Source organism: Streptomyces sp. NPDC101152 (genome assembly GCF_044768275.1).
In the GTDB taxonomy this organism is placed as follows: Bacteria; Actinomycetota; Actinomycetes; order Streptomycetales; family Streptomycetaceae; genus Streptomyces.
In genome coordinates, this window is record NZ_JBIWPO010000030.1 from 48,902 (window position 1) to 70,985 (window position 22,084).

Consider the following 22,084-nt stretch of genomic DNA (forward strand, 5'->3'; position numbering starts at 1 on the left):
CGTTCTCTTTCCTCTATTGGACCTGCGGCCCCGGGGCGGGTCAGGCTGGAACGCGTTCCGGCACCGTCGTGGTGCTGTCCGGCGGGCCGGACGCCATCCGGTCCCACGACAGCCGAAAGAGGTCACGAGGTCATGCACACCCGCCGCATCGGGGACGTCGAGGTCAGCGCGATCGGGCTGGGCGGGATGCCCATGTCGATCGAGGGGCGACCCGACGAGGAGCGCTCCCTGGCCACCATCCACGCCGCCCTCGACGCCGGCGTGACCCTGATCGACACCGCGGACGCCTACCACCGCGACGCCCACGAGGTCGGCCACAACGAGACCCTGATCGCCAAGGCCCTCGCCTCCCACGACCGCGGCGGTGACGTCCTGGTCGCCACCAAGGGCGGCCACCTGCGGCCCGGGGACGGCAGTTGGACCCTCGACGGCAGCCCCCGCCACCTCAAGGAGGCCTGCGAGGCATCCCTGCGCCGGCTCGGCGTGGAGGCCATCGGGCTCTACCAGTTCCACCGCCCCGACCCTAGGGTGCCCTACGCCGAGTCGATCGGCGCCGTCCGGGATCTGCTCGACGAGGGCAAGATCCGCATGGCCGGCATCTCCAACGCCAACCCCGAGCAGATCCGGCAGGCGGGCGAGATCCTCGGCGGGCGCCTGGTGTCCGTGCAGAACCAGTTCTCCCCGGCCTTCCGCTCCAGCGAGCCGGAACTGGAGCTGTGCGACGAACTCGGCATCGCCTTCCTGCCCTGGAGCCCGCTCGGCGGGATCTCCCGCGCAGGCGAACTGGGCTCCACCTACGCGCCGTTCGCCCGGATCGCCGAGGCCCACGGGGTGAGCCCGCAGCGCGTGTGTCTGGCCTGGATGCTCGCCAAGTCGCCGGTGGTCGTGCCGATCCCGGGCGCCAGCCGCCCGGAGACGATCCGCGACTCGCTCGCCGCGACGGACCTCGAACTCAGCGCCGAGGAACTCGCCCGCCTCGACGCCGTCTGACACCCGCTCAGGCGGCGCTGCTGCGGGGGATCCGGTGCGGGCAGCCCGCGTCGTGGTCGGCGCCCAGGCTCGTCCACCAGCGTTCGCAGCAGGCGGCGTACAGCTCCTCGCGGACGATCTCGTCGGCGGCCGACCGCGCCGGCCTGCGCGGCCCCGCGCAGGCCGCCCGCAGGTCACGGATCAGGGTCTCGCGCACGACCGCGATGACGGGGACCACGCTCGCGGCGGCGAACAGGAGCGCCGCCCACCGCGGGCCGTGGGTGAGAGTGAGCACGGTGGTCGAGGCGAGCCCGCCGCTGGTGGCGAGATAGAGGGCGCAGAGGAGGCGGCCGGAGCGGTTCATGATGGTCACCGTTCGTGCTGGGATGGTTGCTCTCTGTTCAACGCCGAAAGGGGCCCGGGGAATCGGGTCGAGCGACGGTATTGCGTCAATTCCTGGTACCGGGGCGGAAGACGGGAATGGTCCGGCCCTGTCCGGGAATACGAGGCGAAAACCGAGAGAGGGGCGCTTCGTGCTCGTTCCGGACCCCAAGGTCGTCAGAACGTTGCTCACCACGTACGCATCGCTGCGCATCGCACAGGCGGAGCGGGCCCGGCCGCACACGGCACGCGAGTTGGCCGAGGTCAGCCGCGAACTGTGCGAACTCATGGGCAGCCCGGACCTGCGCGAGGCGATCGCCCGGGCCGACGCCCTCCTGCGCGTCGCACGCCGGATGACCGGCGTGGACAGGTGCGGAGACGACTGCGCGGCGTCCGCCGCCTGACCGGCCACCCACACCGCCGGGCCGAGGTCAAGCGCTCTCGGCGAATTCACACTCGGGCAGGCCCGGGCGCTTACACTCGTCAGCTGTGCCCAAGTGATGGGCCACCACACGAAAGGCGCGTTGACGGGTGTTCCAGGATTCCCCCATCTACGACCGACTCGTCGCCGAGCGCGGCGACGTCCCCACCCAGGCTCGCCGTGAGGCCGAGCGTGTCACCCGGGAGCTGGAGTACGTCATGCGCCCGCTGCAGTCCTTCGGTGCCGGCCCGTCCCCCGAACGCCCCACCTCCCCGGGCGCGGGATGGCAGCGGACCGCCCTGCTGCCCGGGACGCTGCCCCACTGACCGGACTCAACCGGCAGTCGTGACCGAGCCGTTGAGGTGGGCCCGCGGCTCGGGACCGGGACGCGCGAGCCACTCCGCCACCGCCCGGGCGATCGGCTGGCCGGTCTCCACCTCGACGAAGCCGAACTGTCCCGACTGGTTGCACTCCAGGAACCACCAGGTCCCGTCCGCGTCCTCGGCGAAGTCGAAGGCCCCGTAGGCCAGTTCGGCCGCGCTCAGGTACCCGCGGACGGCGGCGGCGATACGCGGCGGAACGTCGGTGGGCTGCCACGGCGCGCCCGGCGGGGCGAAACGCACGTCGACCTCCTCCGTGTCCTCGGCGGCCTTGCGGGCCGCCAGCATCCGCTCGCCCACCACGGTCAACCGTATGTCGGCGCTCTTGGCCACGCGCCGCTGCAGCAGCGTGGGCCCGAAGGCGACGGCGGAGAAGTCCGTCTCCGGTGCCACGCGGCTGGTGGGCACCGCCCGCGGCGGGTCCTGCGGATGCGCCCCGGACACCGGCTTGACCACCAGATCCGGGTACCGCTCGGCGAACTCACGGGCCGCCTGCGGGAACGAGGTGATCAGCGTGGCCGGCACCGGCAGCCCGCAGCGCTGGGCGAGCCGTAGCTGCCAGGGCTTGTGACGGGCCCGCAGGGCCGCGTCGGGGTGGTTCATCCAGCGCGCGTCGCAGCCCCGCAGCATCCCGTAGAGGGCCTGCGAGGACTCCTCGGTGAGCCAGGCCGAGGGCTCGGGCACCCGCGTGCCGGGCGTACCCGGCCTGCGAATCCAGACGGACCGCAGGCCGGCGATGCTCACCAGGCGCCCCGCGGACTGCAGATGGCCGCGGAAGGTGCCGTGGACGTACTCCCCCGATAGCGCGACCCCGCCCGGGAGGTCGGCCGGGTCGAGGCGGACCACCGGGACCCCCAGGGCGTCGAGGTGCACGACCACCATGTCGGCCGTCACATCCTCTTCACAGGTCAGGATCAACACGGTCATGTCGGGTGGTTTCGCGTTCAGTCGTCGAAGTGGGTCTTGGAGCCCGCGGTGGAGGTGGTGGTCCCCAGTTCTCTCAGCAGTGCGAGGTCGCCGGCGGCGACCCGGCCGTCCATGAGTACGTTCAACTGACGCCCGGCGTCGTAGACGTACGGAGTCGTGGCTTCCAACTCCACCGCCGGACGTGCGTAGTTGAGCGCGAACGGTTGCATCGTCTCTCCCTCGTCGGTGTGCGCCGACCAGCCGTGTGCGCCCTGGGGCGCCGGTTGGTCCGCCGACTGCCTTGCCCTTCCAGTCACTTATACGAATCGAACGAGTGATTGGTTTCCTTACTCTGCGTAGTCATGGGGATTTTGTGCCCATGAGCCGCGCGCAGAGGCCCCCGGAGGGTGTGCAGTGCGAGAAGAAGAACGCCGATGTCGTCGAGGTAGATGGGATCGGGCAGGATGTCGAACGGCAGCACGAAGTACAGGACCGCTCCCCAGAACACCCAGCGCGGCCCGGTCGGCAGCCCGGCCCGGCGCAGAGCGCGCCGCGTCCGCACCAGCCGCACCAGGACACCGACGGCCACGGCGAGGACCAGTGCCGCCAGGGCGGCGGCGACGACGATCACCGTTGTGGCCGTATCCACGGACCTTCCTCCGTCCGGCGCGCCGAACGGCCCGCCCCCTACACGGATTCCCCCGTCCGCCGTTCGTACGTCCACAGGTTCCGCACACCGGCGCGCGGAGCATGAGCATCCGCTCTGGTCGCCCTGCCGACCCGGCCACCGCGCGACACCGACAGCGCGCCCGAGGCGATCCGCTCCGCCGCCGAGAGCAGCCCGACCGAGGACGCGACCCGGCTGATGGCCCTGCTGCACCGGACGCCGATGGAACCCCACTGAGGTCAGGGGGCCGCCACGCCCGAACGGCGTCCCGGTGCCGCCCGACACCGCCGCGTGCCGCCGCTGCCCCGCAGCACCGCCCCGCGCACCACTCGAGGCCCGGCGTCGTCGCCGCCGCGGCCCTGCTGCTGTGCGCGATGCTCTGGTTCCCGCTGCACCGGGGCCGCGCCGACCTGCAGTCCTACGGGCACACTCGCGGTGCCTCGGTTCTGTGCACGGTCCTGGCCGCCCTGCTGACCCTGCGGCCCACCCTCCCCGGCTTCGCGGTCGCGGCCATGGTGCCGGCCGTCCTCGCGGCGGCCCAGCTGTACGAGGCACGTTCCACTCGGCACGGCTGGCCCGGGCGCTCGACCTCACCCTCGCACCGAGCTGGATCGCCGGACCGGCCGCCGTCGCCGCGGCACGCCTTACCGCGACTGACCGCGATCGGTCAGTCCGACGCCGAGTCCCCTGGCGGATCCGCCTCCGGCTTGGCGTCGCCGGCGGGGCGAAGGCCCCGGGCCGAGCCCTTGAGGCGCTCCAGCGTGCGGCTCAACTGCTGGAACGGAGAGCCGGCGGGCGGGGCGGCCGGCCCGGGCTGCGCGAGGGCGCCGTCGCTGTCCCGGTAGGCGTCCAGCGCCTCGTGGGCGCGTTCGGCGGCCTCCCGGTACAGATCCCGCGACTTCGTCATCGCCTCCAGCGCGTCGGCGTACATCGCGACCAGCCCCCGCTGCCGCTCCAGCTCCTCCTCGACGGTCCTCAGCTGCCAGTCGTCCCGTAGTGCGGCGACCGCCTCCGGACCGCCTTCCGGGAGCGGCGGGGGCAACGCCACGAACCGGGCGAGCGCGTCGACGAGTTCGACCGGCCGCGACCCGTCGAGGAAGACCGTCCGTACGGCGAAGTCGTCCCCGTCGAAACCTGCCGGAGCCGGGTGGGTGGGCAACAGGACGGCGCCGCCGCGCGGCACCTGCACACCGAACTCACGCAGCGCCCGGTTGACGATGCGCAGCTGGTCCGGCGCGGCACGGTGCTCCAGCACCCGGTGGCGCAGTCCAGGCGGCAGCAGCGGCCCGAGCGGCCGGCTGCCGCGCTCGTCCGGTGTCATCGCCTCGTGCACGACGACGTTGACGCTCCAGCCGCCGCGCACCGCGCTCCGCAGCAGGCGCCGGATGTCCTTGTCGTCCGTGGGCAGCCTGTGCACGCCGCGCAGGCGCAGGTCGGTGGCGGGTTCGTGGTCCCAGGCGGCGTTCGGCTCGTCGGGCCAGAACATGGTCGCGGGCGAGGGCCACTCCTGGTCCCACGCGCGCTCGGCCTCCGCCGCCAGCACCCACTCCCGGCCGCCCGGTGAGGCGGTCTTCAGCGTCAACCGGGCCCGCACGGTCACGGCCGCGTCCACGGTCCAGCGCGCCTCGAAGAACTGCTCCGCAACGCCCTCGGTGCCGGGCAGTTCGTGCTGGTCGTCGAGGACGTCGGCGCCACGCAGCCGTTTCAGGGTCCGGCGCACCACGTCCGCGGCGTCGTCGTCGCCGACGTAGCGGCCGCGGGCCAGCCACAGGGTCGGGGAAGGGGTCGGGCGGTCGGTCGGGGAGATGCGCATGAGTCCATCTGACGGCGGGGGCACGTGCGTCCACCAGTATCGTCCGCGGTCCCCGCCGGAGGTCACCCGGGGTCGGCACACGGGACGTACGGCGCGCACTCGGGGCACGCGCGGCCCACTCCAAGGCACGCGCGTTCACACGTGCCGCGCGCGCGGGAAAATCGTCACAATGACGCCCGCGAACGGGACCCGCCCGCCATCCGCTTAGGGGCGGGTCCCGTTCGCGCGGCGGCGGACGTCACCCGCGGAACGCGATGTACCCGCCCGTGAGTTCTCAGTGGGGAAAGGCGCGGGGCGGTCGCTGCCCGGCGAGTTCATCGCGGAACTCTTGGATCATGGTGGCGATCTGGCGCATCAGCACGGTGTTCTCGAGCCGGTCGAGATAGAGGTTGCGGCGGGCGAGCCCGCGGGCGTCGACACAGAAGTAGAGGGACATCAGCGGGTTGATGAACAGTACGCTGCCCTTGGTGCGTTCCGTGAACCGGACGTCGCCGAACTCGCCGCGCACGGCCGCCGCGACGGAGCCGTTGACGATGCTCGGGTGCGCGGGCGTCTCGCGCCGGGCGTCGGCCACCGCGTCGAGGTAGAGCGTGCCCTCCCGGCTCTCGCGTGGCAGGGAGAACGCGCCCAGGTAGGCGCCCGCGCGGTCCAGGGCGGCCAGGTTCTCCAGTACCAGCGAGTGGTTGACCCCGTGATGGGCGTCCACTCCGAAACCCAGGCAGGCCACGAGCCGTTGGGGTATCTCGTCCAGCCCCCGCACGGCCGCCAGGCTTGCCATGTCCTCCTCCGGAGTGCCCAGCCCGTGCTCGTCGCCCCGCATGAGGATGTCGGTCCCTCCGTCCACCAGCACCAGGGCGTCCACGCCGCCGAGATGGTCCGTCAGCGCGCGATAGGCCGCGCGCAGCGGCCCGACTCCGGTGAGCGGGAACGCGTACACCGTGGCCGGCAGACCCTGCCGCTCGAGCCACCGGGCGAGTGTGCGCTCGGGGAAGTAGTCCCCGCGGGCGGCGGTGTCCGGCCGCACGGCCGCGACGTCCGGGGCCAGCCACACGTCCAGGTCGAGCCCGTGCAGATCGGCGAAGGACAGGTTCGCCAGATGGACCTCCTTGCCCGCCGACGCGAGCGCGAGGGCCAGGGGCAGGCCGGCGTAGACGTCGAAACCGCCGCCGGCCCCGGCGACGAGCACGCGCCGTGCGTCCCGCAGACGGGTGAAGAAGGCGGGTTCGGTGAGGGAGAACACCGCTACTCCTGCCGTGCGGCGGCGATGTCCGACTCCCAGTCCAGGAGTCGGGCCAACTCCTCGTCCCCGGGCCGGGAAGGGGCCTGGCTTCCGCGTGCGGGGGACGGTGACGGCACGCCCCGGGAGATGTTGCCGCTGACGGTGACGTTGTGCTCCACGCGTGCGCGGCGCAGTTGCTCGTAGCGGGAGAGGGCGGAGTCGGTGTCCGGGGCGTCGCGCAGGCACTTCGCGAGGACCACGGCGTCCTCCAGGGCCATCGACGCGCCCTGACCGGTCGCCGGGGAGGCCGCGTGCGCCGCGTCGCCGACGAGCAGGGCCCGGCCTGAGCGCCAGGGCGTGCCGGTCGGGATCTCGGTGGCGTTGGTCACCAGGACGTCGCTCGTGGCGGCCGCGACGATGTCCGCGGCAGGCGTGGTGTGTTTGCGCAGCACCGGCAGGAGCAGTTCCCGCCACCGCTCCGGCGTGCCCTGGGCGATCTCCTCCGCCGGCAGCGGATCGCCGGCCACACGTGCGAACCAGTACGTCTCACCGCCGGGCGACACGGCGTATCCGAACGCGGCCCCGCTGCCCCGCACCATGGTGATGCACGCGTCCTTCGCGGACGGGGTCGAGGCGTTCGTGTAGCCGTAGAAGACCCGCTGACCCGCGTAGCGGGGCCGCACCCCCGGGGCGATCGCCTGGCGGAGGGTGGAGTTGAGGCCGTCGGCGCCGACGAGCAGGTCCCCGGTCGCCGTGCTGCCGTCCGCGAAGTGCGCGGTGATGCCGTCGGAGTCCTGCCGGACCGAGGCGAGCCGGGCGCCGTGCCGGATGACGATGCCCCGTCGCTCCGCCTCTTTCTGCAGACCGGAGTTGAGGTCACCGCGCCGTAGGCACCGGTACCGCAGCAGCGGGTCGCTCGCCTCACCGAGGGACACCTGCGCCAGCCGCGCGCCTTCCGCGTCGAGCACCCGCATGGAGGTCAGCGGGAAGCCGAGTGCCGTCACCGCGGCGGAGGCGTCGATCTGCGCGAGCGCGCGCATGCCGTTGCTCGCGAGGGTGAGGAACGCGCCCAGGTCCTCCGCCGAACCGGGATGCGCCTCGAACACCTCGGCGCCTAACCCGGCCTTGTGCAGGGCCAGCGCCGTCGCCGTACCGGCGATCCCACCCCCGATGACAAGGATGCGTGCCACGCTCACCCCGTTCGTGTCGGTACGGCCCCCGTGACCGTACCCGCACCTGTGGGAACGTCTCACCGGCGGCAACGGTTCCAGGCCCCGGACGCGTGATCGCGGCCCTGCCGGGGCGCGATGGCCAGGGGCGAGTTGGGGGCCCGGGTCGGTCGCCAGGAGGGCGGCGTGCGCCGAGGCGCCGCCGGCGGCCGCCAGCGAAATCCCCGCACACCGCGGCACACAGCACCCAGGGAACGGCCCAGAGTCCTGATCGCCTGCCGCGCGGACCTGAGCCAAGCCGTCGTCATGCGCAGGTAAGTTGGGCCCCGCCGTTTGCCGCGGCGTCGCTGGGCGGTTCGGCCACCGTAAAGTCGGGCTCCGGTGGCGCCGTGAGATGTGCGGGGGACCTGTGTGTTCTTCGTGACGGTGGTCGTCGGCGACCGCCAGGGACCGCCGACGACCCGCGTCGTGGTGGCGGGGGATCAGGGCAGGGCGATGCCGTCGAGCCTGCCGGCCTTGGCCTCGGAGACCAGGTCGGAGAACTGGGCGGCGCTCATCTGCACGCGCTGGCCGAAGTCGTCGGTGAGGACGACGCGCCGGTCGGCGGGGGCGGCGGGGTCGACGAAGAGCTGGGGGCAGCCGCAGTCGCAGTTGCCGCAGAACGTGGCCACGGGCTCGAGTCCGCTGATGTCGGGCATGCTGCTCCACCTCCGTGGATGCGGGATCGCGGCGTGTCGGTGTCCGGACCGGTGGCCGCGGGGACTGCCCGAGGGATACCCGCTGTGACACGGCCGGACGCGCGCCCCCGCTTCGAGCAGGTGCGCGGCGTCCGTCCGGTGTGCGCTCGTGCTCCTTGCGTGCCTCGGTCGTCCCGGTCCGGCAGGGCCGGCCGGGAACTGGACGGCACGCGGATCCGACCTGTGGGGAGGGGCGCCGCCCTCCGGGTCCCCGGAGGGCGGCGTGATTCAGCCTCGCTTGCGGCGTACGAGAGGCGGCAGCGCGGGCGTGGTGAGGAAGCCCTCGGCGCGAGCGGCGGCGATGCCGATGCGCGGCAGGTCGCTGGTCTTCTCGAACAGCACGAAGCGGGGTTCCCACACCGGCCGGTACTTCGCGTTGGCGCGGTAGAGGGACTCGATCTGCCACCAGCGTGAGAAGAAGGTGAGGATCGAGCGCCACAGCCGCAGCACCGGGCCGGCGCCGAGCTTGGCGCCGCGCTCGAAGACCGCGCGGAACATCGCGAAGTTCAGCGAGACCCGCTGCACGCCCAACTCCTTCGCGCGCAGCAGCAGTTCGACGACCATGAACTCCATCAGGCCGTTCTCGCAGTCCCGGTCGCGGCGCATCAGGTCCAGCGACAGTCCTTGCTCGCCCCACGGCACGAAGCTCAGCAGCGCTCGTGGTTCGTCGTCGGCGTTGCGGCACTCCAGCATCACGCACTGCCCGTCGTCCGGGTCGCCGAGGCGGCCGAGCGCCATGGAGAAGCCGCGCTCGGTCGCGCCGTCGCGCCAGTGGTCGGCCCGCTCGATCAGCGTGGCCATCTCGTCGTCCGGGATGTCGGCGTGGCGGCGGATGCGGACGGTGTAGCCGGCCCGGCGGACGCGGTTGTGGGCCTGTCGTACGACCCGCATGGCACGGCCGTCGAGGGTGAAGTCGTCGAGGTCGACGATCGCCTCGTCGCCGAGCTCGAGGGCGTCCAGGCCGTGCCGCGCGTAGATGGTGCCGGCCTCTTCGCTGGCGCCCATGACGGCGGGCGTCCATGCGTGGCGGCGGGCCTCGGCGAGCCAGGCGTCGATGGCGCCGGGCCAGGCCTCGGGGTCTCCGATCGGGTCGCCGGAGGCGAGCGTCACACCGCCGACCACGCGGTAGGTGACGGCGGCCTTGCCGGTCGGCGACCACATGGCGGCCTTGTCGCGGCGCAGCGCGAAGTAGCCGAGGGAGTCGCGCTCGCCGTGCCGGTCGAGCAACTCGCGCAGCCGCTGCTCGTCCTCCTCGCTGAGCAGTTGACGGCCGCGCGGGGAGCGGAAGCAGGCGTACAGGACGAGGCAGAAGCTCGCCGCGACCATGATGTTGATGATGATGTCGACCCAGCGGGGCGCGTGCACGGCCGCTACGCGGTCGGCGAGCGGTCCGACGCTGATGCCGCGCAGCAGCGTGTACGCGGCCTTGTCGAAGAGGGTGGCGCCCTGCAGCTTGTTGGTCGCGCTGACCAGCAGCGTGCCGATCGTGCCGCTGATCAGGATGCCGCCCGCGCCGACGGCGAGCGCCAGCTTCGGGTTGGACCGGTCCCCGATCGCCTCGAACTCCCGGCGCCCGATGACCAGCGCGGCCACGAACAGGCCGGTGAGCAGCGCCGACGCCCAGTTGAAGAGGTGCCCGCGGTACGGGCTCTGGGTGAGTGCGGCGAGGTACAGCACGAACAGGGGCCCCGCCAGGACCATGTTGACCGTCCAGGCGGCCCGCTTCCGGCGTCGCATCACCAGGGACAGGAAGATCGCGAGGGCGGCCGAGACCAGGCCGGCGGTGGCCAGGTACGGCGTGAAGTAGTCGCCGGCGTGGTGGGCGTGGAACCGGTGGGACACATGGGAGGCGTAGATCCGGCCGGTGTTGTGCTCGTTGACCTCGCGCCGGAACGGCACCGACACGACCGCCGCTATGTTGAGCAGGGCGATGATCCGCAGGTACCAGACGGTGAACGCGGCCGCGGGCGCCCGCAGTCGGGACGGTGTGGGCGGCTGTTCCGGGGTGGTTCGCCGACGGGGAATCGGATCTGCCTGCTGGGCGGTCATGGCTGCGGGTCACCTTGGGGAGTGGGCGGTGGGATCGATGCAGGTGGGGACGGGACGGCCCGCCACGTGCCGGACCTCTTCTATCGCTTAGTTGTGGGAAACGCCAGTCGGAGGAGCGTCGTCCGTCCCTTCGCGCTTACTGGTTGCTTACCGGGCGGGCCGGGGCCTACGTGGTGTAGGGCGAAGAGCACCCTACATCTTGTAACACCGCAGCCCCTCGCCGTGGACGCGGCGAGGGGCTGCGGGTGTATTCCGTCGGTGACTCGGTGCTTTCCTGAGGTCTCAGGCGCCGCTCTCGCGGAGCATGTCCGCGCGCTCGACGATCTTCACCCGCTCCCGGCCCTGGGGCTCGCCCAGCGCCTTCTCGGCGGCGTCGAGCTTGTACCAGCCCTCCCAGGTCGTGAAGCGGACCTCGCGCTCGGCCAGGAACGCCTCCACGGCCTCGGGCTCGGGGGAGGAGGGCGTCTGCAGCCGTCCGTTCGCGTGGTCGTCGAGCAGGTTGGCCACCGTCTCGTTGGCGTCGCCCTTGGTGTGGCCGATCAGGCCCACCGGGCCGCGCCGGATCCAGCCGGTGACGTAGGTCGACTGCAGGTGCTCGCCGCTCTCCTGGACGACCCGGCCGCCCTCGTCCGGGACGGTGCCCGAGTCGATGTCCCAGGGGAGCTTGGGGAGCTTGTCGGAGAGGTAGCCGACCGCGCGGTAGACGGCGGTGACGTCCCAGTCCTTGAACTCGCCCGTGCCCTTGACGTTCCCGGTGCCGTCGAGGGCGGTGCGCTCGGTGCGCAGGCCGACGACCCTGCCGTCCTCGCCGAGGATCTCGGTCGGCGACTCGAAGAAGTGCAGGAACAGTTTGTGGGGGCGGTCGCCGACGTCGCGGATCGCCCAGTTCTCCAGCGTCTTGGCGACCATGTCGGCCTGCTTGTTGCCGCGCCGGGTCTCGATCGAGCCCTCGTCGTAGTCGATGTCCTCGGGGTCGACGATGACCTCGATGTTCGGGGAGTGGTCCAGCTCCCGCAGCTCCATCGGGGAGAACTTCGCCTGCGCCGGGCCGCGGCGGCCGAAGACGTGGACCTCCAGCGCCTTGTTGGCCTTCAGGCCCTCGTAGACGTTCGGCGGGATCTCCGTCGGCAGCAGTTCGTCCGCCGTCTTGGCGAGGATGCGGGCCACGTCCAGGGCCACGTTGCCGACGCCGAGCACGGCGACCTTCTCCGCCTCCAGAGGCCAGGTGCGCGGCACGTCCGGGTGACCGTCGTACCAGGACACGAAGTCGGCCGCGCCGTAGGAGCCGTCGAGGTCGATGCCGGGTATGCGCAGTTCGCGGTCGGCCGTCGCGCCGGTGGAGAAGATCACCGCGTCGTAGAACGCGCGCAGGTCGTCCAGGCTGATGTCGTTCGGGTAGTCGACGTTGCCGAACAGGCGGATCTGCGGCTTGTCGAGCACCTGGTGCAGGGCCGTGACGATGCCCTTGATGCGGGGGTGGTCGGGGGCGACGCCGTAGCGGATCAGGCCGAACGGCGCGGGCATGCGCTCGAAGAGGTCGATGGACACGCCGGGCTCGGCGGCCACGTCGGACTTGAGCAACGCGTCGGCGGCGTAGATCCCGGCGGGGCCGGCTCCGACGATGGCTACCCGCAGGGGGCGGGGCATGATCAGGTTCCCTTCGAGCGGCGACAGATCGACTCGAAGGGGAAGCCTAAGCTAAGGCAAGCCTAAGTCGGTATGGGGGTCCGTTCTATGGGCTCATAAGCCAGGCTTATGAGCCCACAGATGTCCGCGGTCGTGTCAGCCGATGTGGTAACTGTCCCCGTACACCTTCCAGTTGAGCGGAGTGTTCAGGCACAGGTTGCCGTTGCGCAGGAAGACCCGCTGCTCCGTGTCGACCCGGGTGGTGTCGCTGTGGGCCGCCTCCTGCTTCATGGCCCACACCCGGGCGTCGAGGAAGGCGTTGAGGTACGTCGTCTCGTCGCCGCCCTGGGCCGGCGGCTTCGCCTTGTTCAGGGCCCGCTTGCGGATGTTGCGGAAGCTGGTGGGGTCGCTGCCGTCGCCGTGCATGACGATGGCGTCGTAGTACGTGAACTGGCCCAGCGTGCCGAGGGCGTCCGCCTTGCCCTGTGTGACGGCCGGGTTGAAGTACACCCGGTCCCGCTCGTCGTTCTGCGCCTGCTGGAACACGCTGTCCTGGGCGGCCTTGCGCCAGTCCTTGGGGAAGTTCGGGTCGAGGCCGTCGTGCGAGTCGGTGCCGTTCACCCGCTTCAGCGCCGGCAGGTACTTGGCGAGGACGTTGCCCGGCTTTCGGTCGGTGTAGAGCTGGACGAGGTCGAGCATGTCACCGGTGCCGGAACAGAAGCCGATGATGCCGGCCGTGTAGCCACGGCCGTCGCCGATGTCCTCGATGTACTTGTACTGCGCCTTCCAGTCGAGCGAGGAGTTCTCCGCGCTCGACACCAGTTGCATGGCGATCTCCTTCTTCGCCGGGTCGTCGAGGCCGACGCAGCCCGCGGCGGCCCGGGAGGTCGTGGCGGCCGAGGCGTGGGAGGGCCGCAGCAGGGGTGCCGCGACCAGGGACGCGCCGATCAGGGTCAGAAGAGTGCGGCGCGAGGTGGGGTTGGTGCTGGCGAGGTCGCTCGAAGGGTGCCTCACGTGGGCTCCAAATCGGGGTGGGGGGTGGCGAGTTGGCCGTGCGCCACTCTGATAGGAAGGTTTCCTATCAGACCTTGGGGACGCAGAACACCCGCCGCGCGAAAAGTTCGTACGGTCGCACGAGGAAGGTACGGACCAAATGGGGGCGACTCAGGGCAGCGACTGCTCGGCCCAGATGACCTTGCCCTCCGGGGTGTAGCGGGTACCCCAGCGCTCGGCGAGCTGCGCCACCAGGAACAGACCCCGTCCGCCCTCGTCGGTCATCGCCGCGTACCGCAGATGCGGCGAGGTGTTGCTGCTGTCGAAGACCTCGCAGATCAGGGTGCGGTCGAACAGCACGCGTACCTGGATGGGATCGGCGCCGTAGCGGATGGCGTTGGTGACCAGTTCGCTCAGGACGAGCTCCGTGGTGAAGGTCAGCTCCTCCAGCCCCCACTCGGTGAGCTGCCGGGTGACCGCGGCGCGCGTCTTGGCGACGGCCGCCGGATCGGAGGGCACCTCCCACTCGGCGACCCGGTCGGCGGACAGGGCCCGGGTGCGCGCCACGATCAGGGCCACATCGTCGCTGGGCTTCGCGGGCAGCCGTGAGTCGAGCACGGCCCGGCAGGTCTCCTCCGGCGACTCACCGGCCCGCTCCAGCGCGCCACGCAGCAGCTCGAGCCCCTCGTCGATGTCCCGCTCCCGGTCCTCCACCAGCCCGTCGGTGTACAGGACGAGCCGGCTGCCCTCCTCCAGCTCCAGATCGGCCGTCTCGAACGGCAGCCCGCCCAGGCCCAGCGGGGGACCCGCGGGCACGTCCGGGAACGTCACGCTGCCGTCGGGACGCACCAACGCCGGCGGCGGATGGCCGGCGCGAGCGACGGTGCACCGGCGGGAGACGGGATCGTAGATCGCGTACAGGCAGGTCGCGCCGGTGACCGGGGCGCTGCCGCCCTCCGCCGCCTCGTCCTGGTCGATCCTCCCGACCAGCTCGTCCAGCAGGGCGACCAACTCGTCCGGCGGCAGGTCGAGGGCGGAGAAGTTGTGCACAGCCGTCCGCAGCCGTCCCATCGTGGCCGCGGCGTGCAGCCCGTGCCCCACCACGTCACCCACCACGAGCGCGACCCGCGCGCCCGACAGCGGCAGCACGTCGAACCAGTCGCCGCCCACCCCGGCCTGCGCCGGCAGATACCGGTACGCGATGTCCAGCGCCGACTGCTCCGGCAGCCTGCGGGGCAGCAGGCTGCGCTGCAGGGTCACGGCCATGCTGTGCTCGCGCGTGTAGCGGCGCGCGTTGTCGATGGAGACCGCGGCGCGGGCCACCAGTTCCTCGGCGAGGGCCAGCTCCTCGGCGTCGAACGGCTGCGGCTTGTGCGAGCGCCAGAAGCTGACCACGCCCAGGACCAGCGCCCCGGCCCGCAGCGGCACGGTGATCAGCGAGTGGATGCCGTACTCGACCACCTGCGCGGTCCGCTCCAGGTCCTGCGCGTGCCAGCCCGGCGCCACGTCGAGGTCCGGCTCCAGCACCGCCTGCCCGGAGCGCAGACTGCGCGCCTGCGGCGAGGAGTCGACGAACCTGATCGGCCGGCCCACCGGATACAGCGGGGCGTCCTTGCGCACCCCGCTGGAGGCGGTACGGCGCAGGGGGGTGACCGCCTCCGGCTGGCCCCCGGCGAGCACCGAGTCGAACAGGTCGACCGTCGCGAAGTCGGCGAACCGCGGCACGGCGAGCTCCGCCAGCTCCTGAGCGGTGCGGGTCACGTCCAGGCTGGTGCCGATGCCCACCCCGGCGTCGTACAGCATGTTCAGCCGCTCCCGGGCCGCCTCCGCCCGGCCGGACAGGGCGCGCAGCTCCGTCGAGTCGCGCAGTGTGGCCACCGAGCCCGGCGGGCCGCCTTCGACGTCGGTGGGGCGCTGGTTGACCGCCAGCAGCCGGTCCTTGACCAGGTGCACCTCGTCCGTGGCCGTGCGCCCCGAGGCCAGCAGGTCCGCGGTGTCGTCGGGCAGCCCGAGGTCGAGGACATGGCGGCCCTCGGCGTCCTCGGGCAGGTCCAGCAGGCGGTGCGCCTCGTCGTTGGCCAGCAGCAGCCGGCCCTCGCCGCCGGTGATCAGGACGCCCTCGCGGACGGCGTGCAGCACGGCGTCGTGGTGCTCGTACATGCGGGTCATCTCGTGCGGGCCCAGACCGTGCGTCTGCCGCAGCAGACGCCTGCTGACCAGGGCCGTGCCCGCCGTGGCGAGGCCCAGGCCGACGGCGGCCGCCATCAGGACCAGTGGCAGCTGCCGGTCGGCGGCGCCGCCGATGTTGTTCGTGGTGACGCCGGCCGAGACCAGGCCCACGACCTTGCCGTCCGGGGCCTTGATGGGGACGACCGCCTGCACAAGCCGCCCTATCGTGCCCTTGATCTCCTCGGTCACCGTCTGCCCGGCCAGCGCGGGCGCGATCGTGCCGACGAACTTCTTGCCGATCCGGTCCGGCTTCGGGTGGGTGTAGCGGATGCCGTCGGTGTTCATGACGACGATGAAGTCCACGCCGGTCGCCTTGCGGGCCGCCTCCGCCCGCGGCTGCAGCACCGCCGTGGGGTTCGGGCTGCTCAGCGCCTCGCGGGTGCCGGGCGCGTCGGCGAACGACTCGGCGACGGCCACCGACCGGTTGCGGGCCTCCTGCGTACTGTCGTGCCGTACCTGCAGGTACAGCGAGACCACCGCGGCGACCACCAGCAGCAGCACGATCACGACCTGCAGCAGGAACACCTGCCCGGCGACACTGCGCCCGGTCAACGCGGACCGCAGCCGCCCCGGTTCCGGCGACTCCGCGTGCCCGCCGTCGCGCGCCGTGCGCCGCCGGTGCATCGCGCGGGCGCGTTCGGCCGCGCGTCTGGCAGGGGCACCGCCGGGACGACCGGCCGAGCGGGCCCCGTACCGGCCCAGAAGTCGGACCATGTGCCCATGTCTACACTGCCACGCCCCAGGAGGCGAGGGGCGTCACACAGGGTGACACCACAGGCCCCGCTCCGCACGCGGACCCCAGGGCCGGGCAACCGGCACAGCGGCCGCCGGGAGACCCGACTGCACGAGCCCGGGACATCACACCACGTCAACTCGCGGTCCCGCCAAGGCGCCGGCCCGCACGCTGCGGTCCGCCTCAGCCGCGGTGGGACGGGGTGACCCGGCGGGTGGCGAGGAGGAGGGCGATGTCGTCGGGGCGGTCGGTGGTGTGACGGGCCGCAGCGGTGAGCCGGTCGGCGACCCCCGCCAGGGGGCGACGGCCAGGGCGGGCCGCCGGGGCGCCGGCCCGCGCCAGGGCCACCCGCAGGGCCTGGATCCCCTCGTCGATGTCCACACCGGGCCGCTCGACCAGCCCGTCCGTGTACAGCGCCAGTACCGCACCCGGCTCGATCCACAGCTCAGCGACCGGGTACTGCGCCTGCGGATCCACGCCGAGCACGACCCCGCCCGGCAGGTGCACGACCTCCGTATGGCCGTCCGGCCGGCGCAGCAGCGGCGGCGGATGCCCAGCCCGCGCGGCCCGGGCCAGACCCGAAGCCGGATCCAGTCTGATGTAGCAGCAGCTGGCGAACTGACCGGGATCGAGGTCGATGAGCAGATGGTTCGTCCCGCTCAGCACCTCGTCCGGGGGACGGTCGCCGAGCGCGAACGCCCGCACCGCGCTGCGCAGTTGACCCATCGTGGCGGCCGCCTGCACCCCGTGCCCCTGCACGTCCCCGATCACCAGCGCCAGACCGTCGCCCGCCTCCACGACGTCGTACCAGTCACCGCCGACCTCCATGCCCTGGGTGCCGGGCAGGTACCGCCCCGTCGTGTCGACCAACGGGTGCGCCGACAGCCGGCGGGGGAGCAGAGCCTGCTGCAGTCCGCGCGCGAGCGCCGCCTCGCTCTCATAGCGCTGCGCCTTCTCCATGGCGTGGGCGATCAGCCCGGCGAGCGCCGTGAGCACCGTACGTTCCTCGGTGCTGAAGCTGCGCGGGCCGTCGAAGCCCAGGATGCAGGAGCCGACCGGCCGCCCGGACGCGATCAACGGCAGGAAGGCGCGGGCGCCCTCCTTCGCGTCCAGCGCGATCCCGGGATAGGCGGCCGCGAGCTGCTCCATCGAGTCGAAGAACAGCGGCCGGCCACTGGTGAGCGTCTCCACGCCCGGCAGACGGGCGTCCAGGCCGACGCCCTCGAACGGGGCGAGGAACCCGGAGGGGAAGCCGTTCTCCCACGCGAGGTACAGGTGCCGGTCCTGCAGCAGGTAGATGGCCAGCCGACGGCCGCCGAAGGCGGGCAGCAGCTCCCGCATGACCACGGCCGAGACCTGCCGCGCCGTGACCGCCTCGGTGAGCGCGATCGCGAGGACGATCGGCCGGTACAGCGGAGCCATCGACGGGACGCCGGCCGAGGAGGCCGTCGCCGACTCCCGGGGTGCGGGCGCGAGGTCGGCGGCCGCGTCCGCGACCCGGGTCGCCGGACGGAACGTGCAGGTCAGCAGGGAGGGACCCGGATACACCGACACGTCCAGCCAGGGACCGTCGTCCGCGTCCGCGCCCGCCCGCTCGCCGTCGCCCTCCGCGGCGGGGCGGCCGATGTGGAAGCGCACCGCGGCGGGCGAGAGCAGGGCGCTGCGCAGATGGTCCTCGAAGGCCGGCTGGTTCAGCCAGGGCACGCTCTCCCACAGCGACCGGCCGAGCAGCCGGTCCCGCGGGCGGCGCAGCAGTTGCCCGGCGCGCGGATTGGCGTACAGGACCATGCCGAGCCGGTCCACGCACAGCACGCCCTCGGGCAGCAGGTCGGCCGCGGCGTCGCCGGCCGCACCGGGCCCGGGCTCGATGACGAAGCCCCGGACCGCGTGCGCGCCCGACCGGCCGCCCGGTCCGTAGGGGCTCCACAGCTCCACCAGCCGGGGCACCCCGTCCTCGGCCCCGACGAACAGCGGGAGCGGTGGCGGCCGGCCCATCGCCGTCTCCCGCAGCGCGGCCAGCACCCGCTGCGGATCGGCGGGGGCCACCGCCCGGGCGAGGGCCTCCACGCAGGACCCGCACTCCTCGGCCGGCACCCCCAGCAGTGCGGGCAGGCGCTCGTCGGCGGTCACCACGTCCGTCACCGGGTCCCAGGCGAACCCCCCGGCCCGTCCGGTCGGCGGCTGCGCACCCGGCGGTCGTACGCACACCGGCTCGCCGTCCCACGCGATCGACGCTCGCGCGCCGGGGTCCTCCAGGCGCAGCAGGGCCGTGCCCAGCTCCTCTGCCAGCCGCACCATGCGGTCGCGCTGCTGCACCAGCTCGGCGGCGTCGGCGGCCGGGGGCCGCAGCACGGTCAGCACCCCGAAGACGGTGGAACCGGCCACCACCGGCACGTACAGCGAACCGAACTGGAACGGCAGGCCGGCCGCGAACTGCGGATACCGGCGCATGGTCTCGGTGGCGTTGGGCAGCACCACCTGCACCCCGAGGCGGTAGGAATCGGCCACCGGGAACGGACGGTCCACGTGCATCCGCCACCACGGCCTGAACAGTGGCCCGGGGAGCCCAGCGAGCGCCGCAAGCCGCAGCAGCCCGGGCGTGCCGGAGCGCAGATAGACGCCCCCCGCGTAGCCGCCGACCGCCCCGATCGCCTCCGTCGAGGTGTCGATCAGCAGTCCGGCCAGCTGCCCGGGCGTCCGGCGTGTGTCGTCCGCGCTCCCAGTCATCGGCCCTACCTCGTCCGTGCCGCCCAGCGGGGTGACACAGCAAGAATGCGCCACGAGGGGGCTCGGGCGCACCCGGGCGGACACGGTCAACTGTGCGGACACCCTGCCGGATGTCGAGCAGGCGGGGGCGGTGGAGGCGACGCGACGATGGCCGAAGTGCGGTGGGCAGTGCCCGCGCGATCAGTCCCACCCACCGCATACGACGCACCCCCCGGCTTGTGGGAGCGCTCCCCAACGGCCAGGATGCAGCCGTGACCACCTCCGCCTTCGTACGGCCCTACCGCCCCGGGGACCGCGAGGCCCTCGACGACATCTGCATCCGCACCGGACACAACGGCGAGGACAGCCGCCCCGTCTACACCGACCCCGGCATCTTCCCTGTGATCTTCGCCGCTCCCTACGTCCACCTGGAACCGGACCTGGCCTTCGTCCTGGACGACGGCAAGGGGCAGGCGGTCGGCTACGTCCTCGGCACGGCCGACACCCCGCGTTTCGTCGGAGAGTTCCGCACCAAGTGGCTGCCCCTGGTCTCCGACCGCTATCCGGAACCCACCGGACCGGCGACCACCCCCGACGCGGCGATGATCCCCCTGCTGCACCACCCGGAGCGGATGCTCGTCCCCCAGGTCGCCGCCTACCCCGCCCACCTGCACATCGACCTGCTCCCCGACTGGCAGGGCCGGGGCCACGGCCGCGCGCTGATGCGCACGTTCCTGCGGGCCCTGCACGACCGGGGCGTGGAGGCCGTCCACCTCTCCATGGTCACCGCCAACGCCCGCGCCAGGGCCTTCTACGACCGCCTCGGCTTTTACGAGATCAGCGTGCCCGACCCCGGCCCTGTCACCTATCTGGGCCGGGCGACAAGGGCGCCGATCGTCTGACGGCCCCGGCTTCAGATCCAGGTGTCCAGCCACATCCGGGACTGCCAGCCGGAGTAGGGAATCGTCTGGCCCGTGTAGAGCGGGAAGAAGTAGATGAAGTTCCAGACGATCAGCAGAACGAGCACCCCCGCACCCACCGTGCCCGCCACCCTGCGGCCCTCCGTGGCCCTCGGTGGCCCGAGCAGCGCGCCGATCAGCATGGCCACCGCCAGGCACAGGTACGGCACGAACGCGACGGCGTAGAAGGAGAAGATCGTCCGGTCCTGGTAGTGGAACCAGGGCAGATAACCCGCCGCCACCGCGCACAGCACCGCACCGGCCCTCCAGTCCCGGCGCAGCGCCCAACGGAACAGCAGGTAGACGAGCGCGGCGCACGCCGTCCACCACAGCAGCGGTGTGCCCAGGGCGAGGATCTCCTGGGAGCAGCCTGCGGTGGCGCGGCAGCCCTCCTGCCCGAACTTCGGCGACTCGTAGTAGAAGGACACCGGGCGCCCGACGACCAGCCAACTCCAGGGGTTGGACTGGTACTTGTGCGGGGTGTGCAGGCCGACGTTGAACTGGTAGACGAGATACTCGTAGTGCCACAGGCTGCGCAGCGGCGCCGGGATCCACGACCAGGTGCCGCCCCGGCCGTCAGCCCAGTGCCGGGCGTAGCCCTTGTCGGACAGGAACCACCCGGTCCAGCTCAGCAGATACGTGAGCACGGCGACCGGGACGAGGGACAGCACCGACCAGCCCAGGTCCTTGCGCAGTACCGCCTGGTAGGGGTGGCGCGCTCCCGCCACGCGGCGCGAACCGACGTCCCACAGGACGGTCAGGAGCGTGAAGAAGACCAGGAAGTACAGGCCGTTCCACTTGCTCGCGGCCGCCAGCCCCAGAAGGACACCGGCCGCCAGCCGCCACGGGCGCAGACCCATGCCCGTCCGGGACCCCGCGTCGTGGTCGGGGCGGGCGAAGCCGTCCCCGTCGACCGGCAGCGCGACCGCGAGCCGGTACCGCGCCCGGTCCCGGTCGATCAGCAGGCAGCCGAACGCCGCCAGCACGAAGAACATGACGACCAGGTCGAGCAGGGCGGTACGGCTCATCACGAAGTGCAGGCCGTCCACCGCGAGGAGCGCACCGGCAAGGCAGCCCAGCGCCGTCGAGCGGAACAGCCTGCGGCCTATCCGGCACAGCATGAGCACCGAGAGCGTGCCCAGCAGCGCCGTCATGAACCGCCAGCCGAACGGACCGAAACCGAACAGCCCCTCTCCCAGGGCGATCACCCACTTGCCCATCGGCGGATGCGCGACGAAGCTGCCGGGGTCGGAGAGGGGGATCACCTGGGGGTGCGCGAGGATGTCGGGGTCGGCGATCTTACGGTCCGGCCAGGTGCCCTCGTAGCCGAGGCGCAGGACGGACCAGGCGTCCTTGGCGTAGTACGTCTCGTCGAAGACGACGGCTCGCGGCTGTCCCAGCCGCCAGAACCGGAGCACGCCCGCGAACAGGGCGACGAGCAACGGGCCGAGCCACCCCGACGACGGTGTGAGGCGACGCGCGAGCGCGGGACGGAGGCCGACGAACTCCCGCAGCCCGATGGCTGGTCGGGGGAACGGTGGCACCAGGCGCTCGCGCGGATCGGTCCGCGGACCTCCCGTGTATCCGAACCGGCGCAGGCGCAGCGCCCAGGCGGCTCGCCCGGTGCTCGGGTCGGCGTGCTCGTCGGTTCCGGTCAGCGTGGGGAGGTCACTCGTCACCGGCTCATCGTAGGGAACGCCAGTGCGGGCCGGGCCGGCTCCTCGTGATCAGTGCCCGCCGGGGGTCGGCGAGTCGACCTCGGCCGACCTCTCGACCATGCGGAGCCCGGCACTTGGCGGACGCCGACCGGATCGGCAGGGACTGTTCGGCGACCGGCACGGCGCCCGCCCGACCGCAAGACCCTGACCCCGGACACCCTCGCCCCCTGGTCCCAGATCCCCGACGCCGCCGGCACCTACTGCTACCGCACCACGGTCACACTGCCCGCGGACGGACTGGAGTTCGGCCTGCGGCGCGATCCTCGATGTCGGGCAGGTCGGCGACACCTGCCGGGGCACGGGTGTTCGGCATGACGGCCCGCCAGGATCACGGCCTGGCGGGTCCGGGCCGCCTGACGCCCTACCTCAGGAGGTTGTTGCCTGCGGCAACGCCCCCGTCGCCGCCGCG

General features: G+C 72.5%; 18 protein-coding genes. 4 read left to right on the forward strand and 14 right to left on the reverse strand.

Features of this window, described 5'->3' with window-relative positions:
* Positions 1-132 precede the first annotated feature (132 nt).
* The gene (locus tag ACIRVK_RS30780; RefSeq protein WP_404252784.1) at positions 133-990 is read left to right on the forward strand and encodes an aldo/keto reductase; all 858 of its coding nucleotides are present in this window, start codon (positions 133-135) and stop codon (positions 988-990) included.
* Between the two features lie 7 nt (positions 991-997).
* On the opposite strand, the gene ACIRVK_RS30785 is transcribed toward ACIRVK_RS30780, so the two are convergent.
* A complete protein-coding gene (locus ACIRVK_RS30785) occupies positions 998-1,333 on the reverse strand; it encodes a hypothetical protein (RefSeq protein WP_404252786.1) in 336 nt (111 codons plus the stop codon).
* Positions 1,334-1,502: 169 nt separating this feature from the next.
* On the opposite strand from ACIRVK_RS30785, the gene ACIRVK_RS30790 reads away from it, so the two are divergent.
* Positions 1,503-1,754 carry a DUF5133 domain-containing protein gene (locus ACIRVK_RS30790; RefSeq protein ID WP_404252788.1) on the forward strand — a complete coding sequence of 84 codons (252 nt, stop codon included), beginning with the start codon at positions 1,503-1,505 and terminating at the stop codon, positions 1,752-1,754.
* A 127-nt stretch (positions 1,755-1,881) separates the two neighbouring features.
* On the forward strand, positions 1,882-2,097 hold the full coding sequence (locus ACIRVK_RS30795) for a hypothetical protein (protein WP_404252790.1): 216 nt from the start codon (positions 1,882-1,884) through the stop codon (positions 2,095-2,097).
* Positions 2,098-2,103: 6 nt separating this feature from the next.
* On the opposite strand, the gene tgmB is transcribed toward ACIRVK_RS30795, so the two are convergent.
* From tgmB to ACIRVK_RS30855, 12 genes are all read right to left on the reverse strand, one after another.
* Positions 2,104-3,078, reverse strand: a complete 975-nt coding sequence (gene tgmB, locus ACIRVK_RS30800) for an ATP-grasp ribosomal peptide maturase (RefSeq protein WP_404252792.1) — start codon at positions 3,076-3,078, stop codon at positions 2,104-2,106.
* Positions 3,079-3,095: 17 nt separating this feature from the next.
* A complete protein-coding gene (gene tgmA / locus ACIRVK_RS30805) occupies positions 3,096-3,287 on the reverse strand; it encodes a putative ATP-grasp-modified RiPP (RefSeq protein ID WP_404252794.1) in 192 nt (63 codons plus the stop codon).
* Positions 3,288-3,370: 83 nt separating this feature from the next.
* Positions 3,371-3,706, reverse strand: a complete 336-nt coding sequence (locus tag ACIRVK_RS30810; RefSeq protein ID WP_404252796.1) for a YkvA family protein — start codon at positions 3,704-3,706, stop codon at positions 3,371-3,373.
* Positions 3,707-4,391: 685 nt separating this feature from the next.
* Positions 4,392-5,537, reverse strand: a complete 1,146-nt coding sequence (locus ACIRVK_RS30815; RefSeq protein ID WP_404252798.1) for a hypothetical protein — start codon at positions 5,535-5,537, stop codon at positions 4,392-4,394.
* Positions 5,538-5,811: 274 nt separating this feature from the next.
* Positions 5,812-6,777: a DUF1152 domain-containing protein gene (locus ACIRVK_RS30820; RefSeq protein WP_404252800.1), complete on the reverse strand. Its 966-nt coding sequence runs from the start codon at positions 6,775-6,777 to the stop codon at positions 5,812-5,814.
* Between the two features lie 2 nt (positions 6,778-6,779).
* The gene (locus tag ACIRVK_RS30825) at positions 6,780-7,946 is read right to left on the reverse strand and encodes an FAD-dependent monooxygenase (RefSeq protein WP_404252802.1); all 1,167 of its coding nucleotides are present in this window, start codon (positions 7,944-7,946) and stop codon (positions 6,780-6,782) included.
* 461 nt (positions 7,947-8,407) lie between these two features.
* Positions 8,408-8,623, reverse strand: coding sequence for a hypothetical protein (locus tag ACIRVK_RS30830; RefSeq protein ID WP_404252804.1), 216 nt, complete (start codon positions 8,621-8,623; stop codon positions 8,408-8,410).
* Positions 8,624-8,890: 267 nt separating this feature from the next.
* Positions 8,891-10,711, reverse strand: coding sequence for a phosphatidylglycerol lysyltransferase domain-containing protein (locus ACIRVK_RS30835; protein WP_404252806.1), 1,821 nt, complete (start codon positions 10,709-10,711; stop codon positions 8,891-8,893).
* 282 nt (positions 10,712-10,993) lie between these two features.
* Complete coding sequence (locus ACIRVK_RS30840; protein WP_404252808.1) at positions 10,994-12,358, reverse strand: FAD-dependent oxidoreductase; 1,365 nt, start codon at positions 12,356-12,358, stop codon at positions 10,994-10,996.
* Positions 12,359-12,493: 135 nt separating this feature from the next.
* Positions 12,494-13,351 carry a chitosanase gene (locus ACIRVK_RS30845; protein WP_404252810.1) on the reverse strand — a complete coding sequence of 286 codons (858 nt, stop codon included), beginning with the start codon at positions 13,349-13,351 and terminating at the stop codon, positions 12,494-12,496.
* A gap of 150 nt (positions 13,352-13,501) precedes the next feature.
* A complete protein-coding gene (locus tag ACIRVK_RS30850; RefSeq protein ID WP_404252812.1) occupies positions 13,502-16,273 on the reverse strand; it encodes a SpoIIE family protein phosphatase in 2,772 nt (923 codons plus the stop codon).
* 202 nt (positions 16,274-16,475) lie between these two features.
* Positions 16,476-19,019, reverse strand: a complete 2,544-nt coding sequence (locus tag ACIRVK_RS30855; protein WP_404252814.1) for a PP2C family protein-serine/threonine phosphatase — start codon at positions 19,017-19,019, stop codon at positions 16,476-16,478.
* A 251-nt stretch (positions 19,020-19,270) separates the two neighbouring features.
* Between ACIRVK_RS30855 and ACIRVK_RS30860 the strand changes: the two genes are divergently transcribed.
* The gene (locus ACIRVK_RS30860) at positions 19,271-19,900 is read left to right on the forward strand and encodes a GNAT family N-acetyltransferase (RefSeq protein WP_404252816.1); all 630 of its coding nucleotides are present in this window, start codon (positions 19,271-19,273) and stop codon (positions 19,898-19,900) included.
* Between the two features lie 11 nt (positions 19,901-19,911).
* Here ACIRVK_RS30860 and ACIRVK_RS30865 read toward each other — a convergent pair whose 3' ends face one another.
* Complete coding sequence (locus ACIRVK_RS30865) at positions 19,912-21,636, reverse strand: dolichyl-phosphate-mannose--protein mannosyltransferase (protein ID WP_404252818.1); 1,725 nt, start codon at positions 21,634-21,636, stop codon at positions 19,912-19,914.
* Positions 21,637-22,084 lie beyond the last annotated feature (448 nt).